This window comes from Spirosoma sp., assembly GCF_048594605.1.
Lineage (GTDB): Bacteria > Bacteroidota > Bacteroidia > Cytophagales > Spirosomataceae > Spirosoma.
The window spans coordinates 1-6668 of the sequence record NZ_JBMDWV010000399.1 but is presented as its reverse complement, the minus strand read 5'-3'; the positions used below and the strand labels follow the sequence as shown (position 1 = coordinate 6668).

Here is a 6668-nt window from a genome sequence, read left to right as displayed (position 1 = left end):
TGATACGTATTGTTTTATCAAAACAGAAAAAGGTACGCAGCTGCGTACCTTTTTCTGTTTTGATAAAACAATACGTATCAGGTAATTATAATTGCCGATACGTTCTTACATAGGCCGAGGGAGTTTGCCCCGTGATCTCTTTAAATTGCCGATTAAAATTCGACAGCGTACGAAAACCGCTCTCGAAACTGATTTGAGTGATATTTAACTTACCGCCAATTAGTAGCTTACAGGCGTGTCCGATCCGAACCTCCGATACAAATTCGGAGAAGGTCTTGTTAGCGCGTGTTTTGAAATAGCGGCAGAATGCCGGGGGCGTCATGCCCGCCAGATCCGCAATGGTATCCAGACTCAGATCATCGGGAAAATGATCCAGCACATAATCATGAACCAACTGCATTCGGTCTGTTTCATTGGGCTTTACGGTGTTTGTGTATCCTGGGCTGGTCAGGTACCGATAATCGGTGGCATGGGAAAGATCATTTAGCAAGTTCAAAAGGCTAAGTACACGCTCGAAACCAGCAGGTTGTCGGGCCAGATTTCTCAGGGCAGTTTCCGCACGATTGCGGGTATAGCCTGTCCATTCCAGCCCCTGTCGGGCATGAGTGAATAAATTCCGTAACGGCGCCATTTCCTGTTTGGATAAAAAATCGGTTCCCAAAAAATCCTCAGCGAAATAGATGACTACGCCTTTCGTGATCAGGCCTGACTGTTTGTCGAAGTAAGCCTGGTCACTGCGCCAGAGATGGGGAAGGTTTGGACCCAGAAAAACCAGATCGCCGGGAGAAAAAGGTTTGATTGAGTCGCCAATAAATCGCGTACCCGTACCTTCTTTTACTAAAAATAACTGATAATGCGGATGAAAATGCCAGTTAGGATCAAAATGCGGCTCAACGAGTTCTTTTACCGTAAATGAGGAACTAACCGGTTCAAGGTCTTTACGAAGCGCGTTTTTCATCGGTTAACGCTATTATTTTAACGAAAAAAGTTGGATAAATGAGTATTTGGTGTGAAAATAAAGTCAATATTAGCTAAAAAATGGCGTGTATAGATTAAAACCGTTAAATAAATTTGTGGGATTATTAATTGAGCAAATATGAATAAGCTGGGAATGAATTTATTCGTCTGGACAATGTCAATGGACGAAGACTTGTCCGACACGTTATCATTCCTGAAATCAAGTGGGTTTGATTTCGTTGAGGTTCCGATCAACGAATCGGGTGCAGTTAACCTGGAAAAGTGGCAACGTATCGGTGGGCAACTTAAAGAATTAGGTTTAGGGGTTCAAACGTGTACGATTTGCGGCATTTCGCACAGCCTCATCAGTCCCGACGAATCCATACGGAGAGCCGCTGTCAACTACCTCAAACAGGTTGTCGATTGCTCGCAAGCCTTAGGTTCTGAGATTCTGATGGGTCCGCTATACGCTGGTTTCAAGGCATTCTCGGGCAAGCCTGCTACGTCGCAGGAATGGAACTGGTCGGTAGCGGGCATGCGCGAAGTAGCGGAATATGCCCAGACGAAGGGTGTTACGTTAGCGATTGAATACCTGAACCGTTTCGAAATTTACCTGCTCACCTGTGCCGACGATCTGGTTCGTTACGTAGAAGCCGTCGATCATCCCAATTGTCAGGCCGCATTCGATACGTTCCATGCCAATCTGGAGGAAAAAAACATCGTCGAGGCTATCCGTAAATGTGCACCTTATCTGGCTCATATTCAGATTTCGGAAAACGATCGTTCTACGCCCGGAAAGGGACATATCAATTTCGACGAAGTTTTTGGTGCTCTGCAGGATATCGGTTACGAAGGTCCCATTGCCATAGAAGCATTTGGTCCAAACCCACCTGAACTGGCGGCTGCTACGCATATTTTCCGACCCATGTTCGACTCGCCGGAACAACTGGCTGTGGATGGGTTGGCATTTATTAAAACAATGAGCGAGAAGGTGAGTGAGCGAAAGAGCGAATCATTTGCATCTTGACCTATCACTTAGTCGTTCAACTACTAATTCACTAATTAACTATGTTAAACATCGCCATCGTTGGCCTCGGATTCGGGGCTGAATTCATCCCGATTTATCAGCGTCATCCGAACGCTAACATGTACGCCATTTGCCAGCGTAACGTTCAGAAACTCAATGAGATTGGCGATGCCTACGGGATTGAAAAACGCTACAGCAACTACGACGAACTGCTGGCCGATCCGGCCGTTGATGCGGTTCACATCAACTCTCCTATTCCGAATCATGCCGAACAGAGCCTAAAGGCGCTACGGGCGGGTAAGCACGTAGCGTGTACGGTGCCGATGGCGACGAGCGTTGAGGACTGTATGGAAATTGTAAAAGTGACGAAGGAAACCGGCAAAAAATACATGATGATGGAAACCGTAGTGTATAGCCGCGAGTTTCTGTTTGTCAAGGAGTTGTATGAAAAAGGGGAGCTGGGTAAGGTGCAATTCCTGAAAGCCAGCCACCAGCAGGATATGGACGGCTGGCCTGATTACTGGCCGGGTCTTCCGCCGATGCACTACGCTACGCACTGTGTTGGCCCTGTGGCCGGTTTGCTAAAACTCGAAGCGGACTACGTATCGTGCTTTGGATCAGGAACGATACGTGAGGAACTGGCTAAAATTCATAACTCGCCCTTTGCCGTTGAGTCGGCGCATATTAAATTTAAAGACAGCGATTTGTCGGCTTATGTATACCGATCGTTGTTTGACGTAGCGCGGCAATACCGCGAAAGTTTTGAGGTGTATGGCGATAAAAAGTCGTTCGAGTGGCAATTGATTGAAGAGGAGCAGCCGGTTATTCATACGGCCAAAAAGCCTGAACCAGAGATTCCGGAAAAAGTAACGGTGCCCGATTTCGCGCGTTTGTTGCCTGAAGAAATTCAGCGGTTTACAACCAAAGGCGTTTATGATGCTGATGAACAACAGCATTTGTCGTTTACGCAGGGGGGCGGTCATGGTGGATCGCATCCGCACATGGTGCATGAGTTTGTGTCGGCAATTGTAGAAGACCGCGATCCGTTCCCGAATGCGGCTCAGTCGGCCAACTGGACGAGCGTGGGTATTCTCGCCCACGAATCCGCTTTACAAGGCGGTAAGCTGATTAAGTTACCCGATTTTACTAACGTGTAAACTCAAAACACAGAGGTAACGGAATGAAACGCAGAAGCCTAGCGGTGCTCTGCGTTTGCCGTAAAGCCTCTGTTTACTCTGTCGGTCCGCCGATGCGGTTTCCAATGAAAAAACTACTCACAGCTGTCGGCGTGCTGATGATACTCACGCAATGTGCCCGGCAATCCGGTACGCAGACCTCCGTTCTGCAAAAATCAACGAGTACTAATAAACCGCGCCGGACGGAAATCCTGTTTCTGGGCGATAACGGTCACCATCGACCCATTGAGCGTGTGCCGCAGATTATGGCCGCGCTGGGTAGTAAAGGAATTAACTTTACCTATACCGATAAGCTGGAAGACCTCAATCCCGACAACCTGAATAAGTACGATGGGCTGCTGATTTTTGCTAACTGGGATAGCATTCCCAAACCGCAGGAAAAAGCATTACTCGACTACGTAGCGGCCGGGCATGGTCTGATCCCGGTGCATAGCGCGTCGTGGTGTTTCCGAAATTCGGCTGAATACGTCGATAAAGTGGTTGGCGGACAATTCTGGCGGCATCGGATGGATACCATTCAAACGCGTACCGTACAGCCGAATCACCCGATTATGATGGGCTTGCAGTCATTCAAAGCCTACGACGAAACGTATCTGCACAGTCATTTACAGGCCGACAACAACGTACTGGCCGTTCGGGAAATTAAAGCCGATCAGGAAAAAGACATGGCAGCGGCCAACCGACCCGGTGTTAAAGAAGAACCGTATACCTGGACGCGGCAGTATGGCAAAGGACGGGTGTTCTATACCGCTTATGGCCACGACGAACGTACCTGGAGCCAGCCGGGTTTTCAACAATTGCTCGAACGCGGTATTCTCTGGGCTGTTGGTGATGAGATTAAAAAACTGCATGATGAGCTGAAACCGCAGCAATTCACCTACAAAGAAGCCAATCTGCCAAACTACGAAAAACGTCCGGGGCCGCAGATGGAACAGAATCCGCTATCGCCTGAAGAGTCAATGAAGCACATTCAGGTACCGGTCGATTTTACCCTTGATCTGTTTGCGCACGAGCCGAACGTAATGCACCCCATCGCCATGGCCTGGGACGAACGCGGACGCCTTTATGCTTTAATTACGAAAGATTATCCGAACGAACGTAAAGAAAGTGGAGGCTCCGATTACATCGTCATCTGCGAAGATACCGACAAAGATGGGAAGGCCGACAAGTTTACCAACTTCGCCGAAGGGCTGAGCATCCCGACTGGAATGGCCTTTGGAAACGGTGGACTTTATGTATCGCAGGCACCCCATATGCTCTTTTTGCAGGACACCAACGGCGATGATAAAGCCGATGTGAAAAAGATCGTTTTCACGGGTTTTGGCACGTACGATACGCACGCGGGGCCTAGCAATTTGCACTATGGTTTCGACAACTGGATCTGGGGAAGTGTGGGTTACTCAGGTTTTAAGGGTAAAGTCGGTGCCGATAGCGTTAAGTTTGGGCAGGGGTTTTTTCGGTTTAAACCAGACGGCTCGAAACTCGAATACGTAACGAGTACGTCGAACAATACCTGGGGGCTGGGCCTTATGGAAACCGGCGATATTTTCGGCTCAACGGCCAATAATTCGCACGGCTGGTATATGGCTATTCCAAATCGGTATTTTCACGGCGCACCTCATATTCGTGAAAATGGCAGCCGCAGTACCGACACGCATAAAGACATGAAGCCTATTACGGAGAAAGTTCGTCAGGTGGATGTATTCGGTGGATTCACGGCGGCAGCGGGACATAATTTTTATACAGCGCGCGCCTTTCCTGAGAAGTACTGGAACAAGATTGCGTTTGTATCTGAGCCAACCGGGCATATCGTTCACCAGAACGTAATGAAGAAATCGGGTACTGATTTTGAAGATGCAGAAGGGTTCAACCTGATGGCCGGTGCCGACGAATGGTTTGCTCCTGTATTCGCCGAAGTAGGGCCGGACGGTGCCGTTTGGGTGGTCGATTGGTATAGCTACATCATTCAGCATAACCCTACGCCGAAGGGCGCTTCCAATGGCTCAGGCAATGCTTATGAAACACCGTTACGTGATTTCACTCACGGTCGGATCTACCGCGTTGGTTATAAGAAAGCACCAGCCTACACGCCAATGGCGCTGAGCAAGGGAAGCCGACCAGAGGAACTGGTAGCTGCTCTGAAGAATACAAATATGTTCTGGCGGATGACGGCCCAGCGGTTGCTCATCGAACGTAACAACAAAGACGTAGTGCCACAATTGATTGCTCTGGTAAACGATCAGTCATTAGACGAAATCGGGAACAATCCGGCGGCTATTCATGCCCTCTGGACCTTGCACGGGTTAGGTACGATAGGACAGCCTGATGTAACTCAGGCAGCGCTTGCCGCGTTGAAACATCCAGCTCCGGCAGTACGTAAAACGGTGCTACAGATACTACCATACGACGCAAACTTGCCCAAGGCTGTACTCAACTACAATCTGCTCCAGGATAAAGAGCCACTGGTTGTTCTGAATGCCTTACTGGCCATTTCACAGTCGCCCTCAAGTCCGGATGCTACAGCGGCTGTTATCGCCCGGATGAACCAGGCCACCGAAGTCAATGACCGCTGGTTACCCGACGCATTTGCCAGCATACTGACAGGCCATGATGGACAATTGATGAAGACATATTTGAAGCAGATTGCCACCAATTCGCCAACGCAGGCGAAGCCGATGCACGATATGGAGTCGCATAATCATTCGACCACGGCAGAACCAAACGTATTGACAGCTTCGACCAGCAACAAAAGCTATGCCGCTACGAACCAGCCAGACCTGGTTGTGGCAAAGGTTCGGACAACGCCTAATTCTCCTTCAGTTCGCGAACGGGCGCAATTGTTCATCGACGTAACAAACGCTGGTGGTGTGGCCATTCCGGAAGGAACCCCCATTCCAATGTCAGTACGTATTGAAGGGCCCAAAGGTGCGATGGATGCCGCTAAAATCGATTTTGTGAGTGTAACGCATAACACTGGCATTAAGCCCGGCGAAACGGTTACGATCAGTAAGTCCAATAACGGTCCCTGGGTAGGGGATATGGGTGTAATGTTCGAGCGTGCCGGAGATTATACCATCACAGTGATGCTGGATCGCGAGAACAAAATTGCGGAAGGCAATGAGCAGAACAACAACGCTACGCATACGCTGACGTACCGCGCTCCGCAAAGTATGAGTGCATACGTATTGGAGCGGGCCACCCGTAGCTACGCATCCGTAGCACCTATTGATTCGGTGGTCGCTCTGTTACGTCAGACGCAGAAACTGAATCCGGCCGAAAGCGAAGCGGTTGTAAAAGGAGTAACAGAAGGCTGGAATCTAAAGCAGAAAGCTGACATACGTGAGGCCGATAAATCATTTCTGGCAAGTCTAAGCAGCAACGTATCGGCTGATAATCGCGAGCGTCTGAACCGGCTTTATGAAACCTGGGGAATGACCAAAGAAGCACCGGTTGATCCAAATGTTGAAGTGGTACGGATGAAGACGATT

General features: G+C 49.1%; 4 protein-coding genes. 3 read left to right on the top strand and 1 reads right to left on the bottom strand.

Annotation, left to right across the window (positions count from 1 at the left end; genetic code table 11):
- Positions 1-85: 85 nt before the first annotated feature.
- Positions 86-958, bottom strand: a complete 873-nt coding sequence (locus tag ACOJS8_RS24885) for an AraC family transcriptional regulator (RefSeq protein WP_420151268.1) — start codon at positions 956-958, stop codon at positions 86-88.
- Between the two features lie 138 nt (positions 959-1096).
- Here ACOJS8_RS24885 and ACOJS8_RS24880 point away from each other — a divergent pair, with 138 nt between their 5' ends.
- The 3 genes from ACOJS8_RS24880 to ACOJS8_RS24870 all read left to right on the top strand — a co-directional run.
- Positions 1097-1984 (top strand): sugar phosphate isomerase/epimerase family protein, encoded by an 888-nt coding sequence (locus tag ACOJS8_RS24880; RefSeq protein ID WP_420151267.1) that lies wholly within the window; start codon positions 1097-1099, stop codon positions 1982-1984.
- A 41-nt stretch (positions 1985-2025) separates the two neighbouring features.
- A complete protein-coding gene (locus ACOJS8_RS24875; protein ID WP_420151266.1) occupies positions 2026-3141 on the top strand; it encodes a Gfo/Idh/MocA family protein in 1116 nt (371 codons plus the stop codon).
- 104 nt (positions 3142-3245) lie between these two features.
- A partial coding sequence (locus ACOJS8_RS24870; protein WP_420151265.1) for a PVC-type heme-binding CxxCH protein occupies positions 3246-6668 on the top strand: 3423 nt, incomplete at its 3' end.

Bases quoted from the DNA above. Each gene is read 5' to 3' on its own strand.
- ACOJS8_RS24885 (WP_420151268.1), bottom strand. From the start codon at position 958: ATGAAAAACGCGCTTCGTAAAGACCTTGAACCGGTTAGTTCCTCATTT.
- ACOJS8_RS24880 (WP_420151267.1), top strand. From the start codon at position 1,097: ATGAATAAGCTGGGAATGAATTTATTCGTCTGGACAATGTCAATGGAC.
- ACOJS8_RS24875 (WP_420151266.1), top strand. From the start codon at position 2,026: ATGTTAAACATCGCCATCGTTGGCCTCGGATTCGGGGCTGAATTCATC.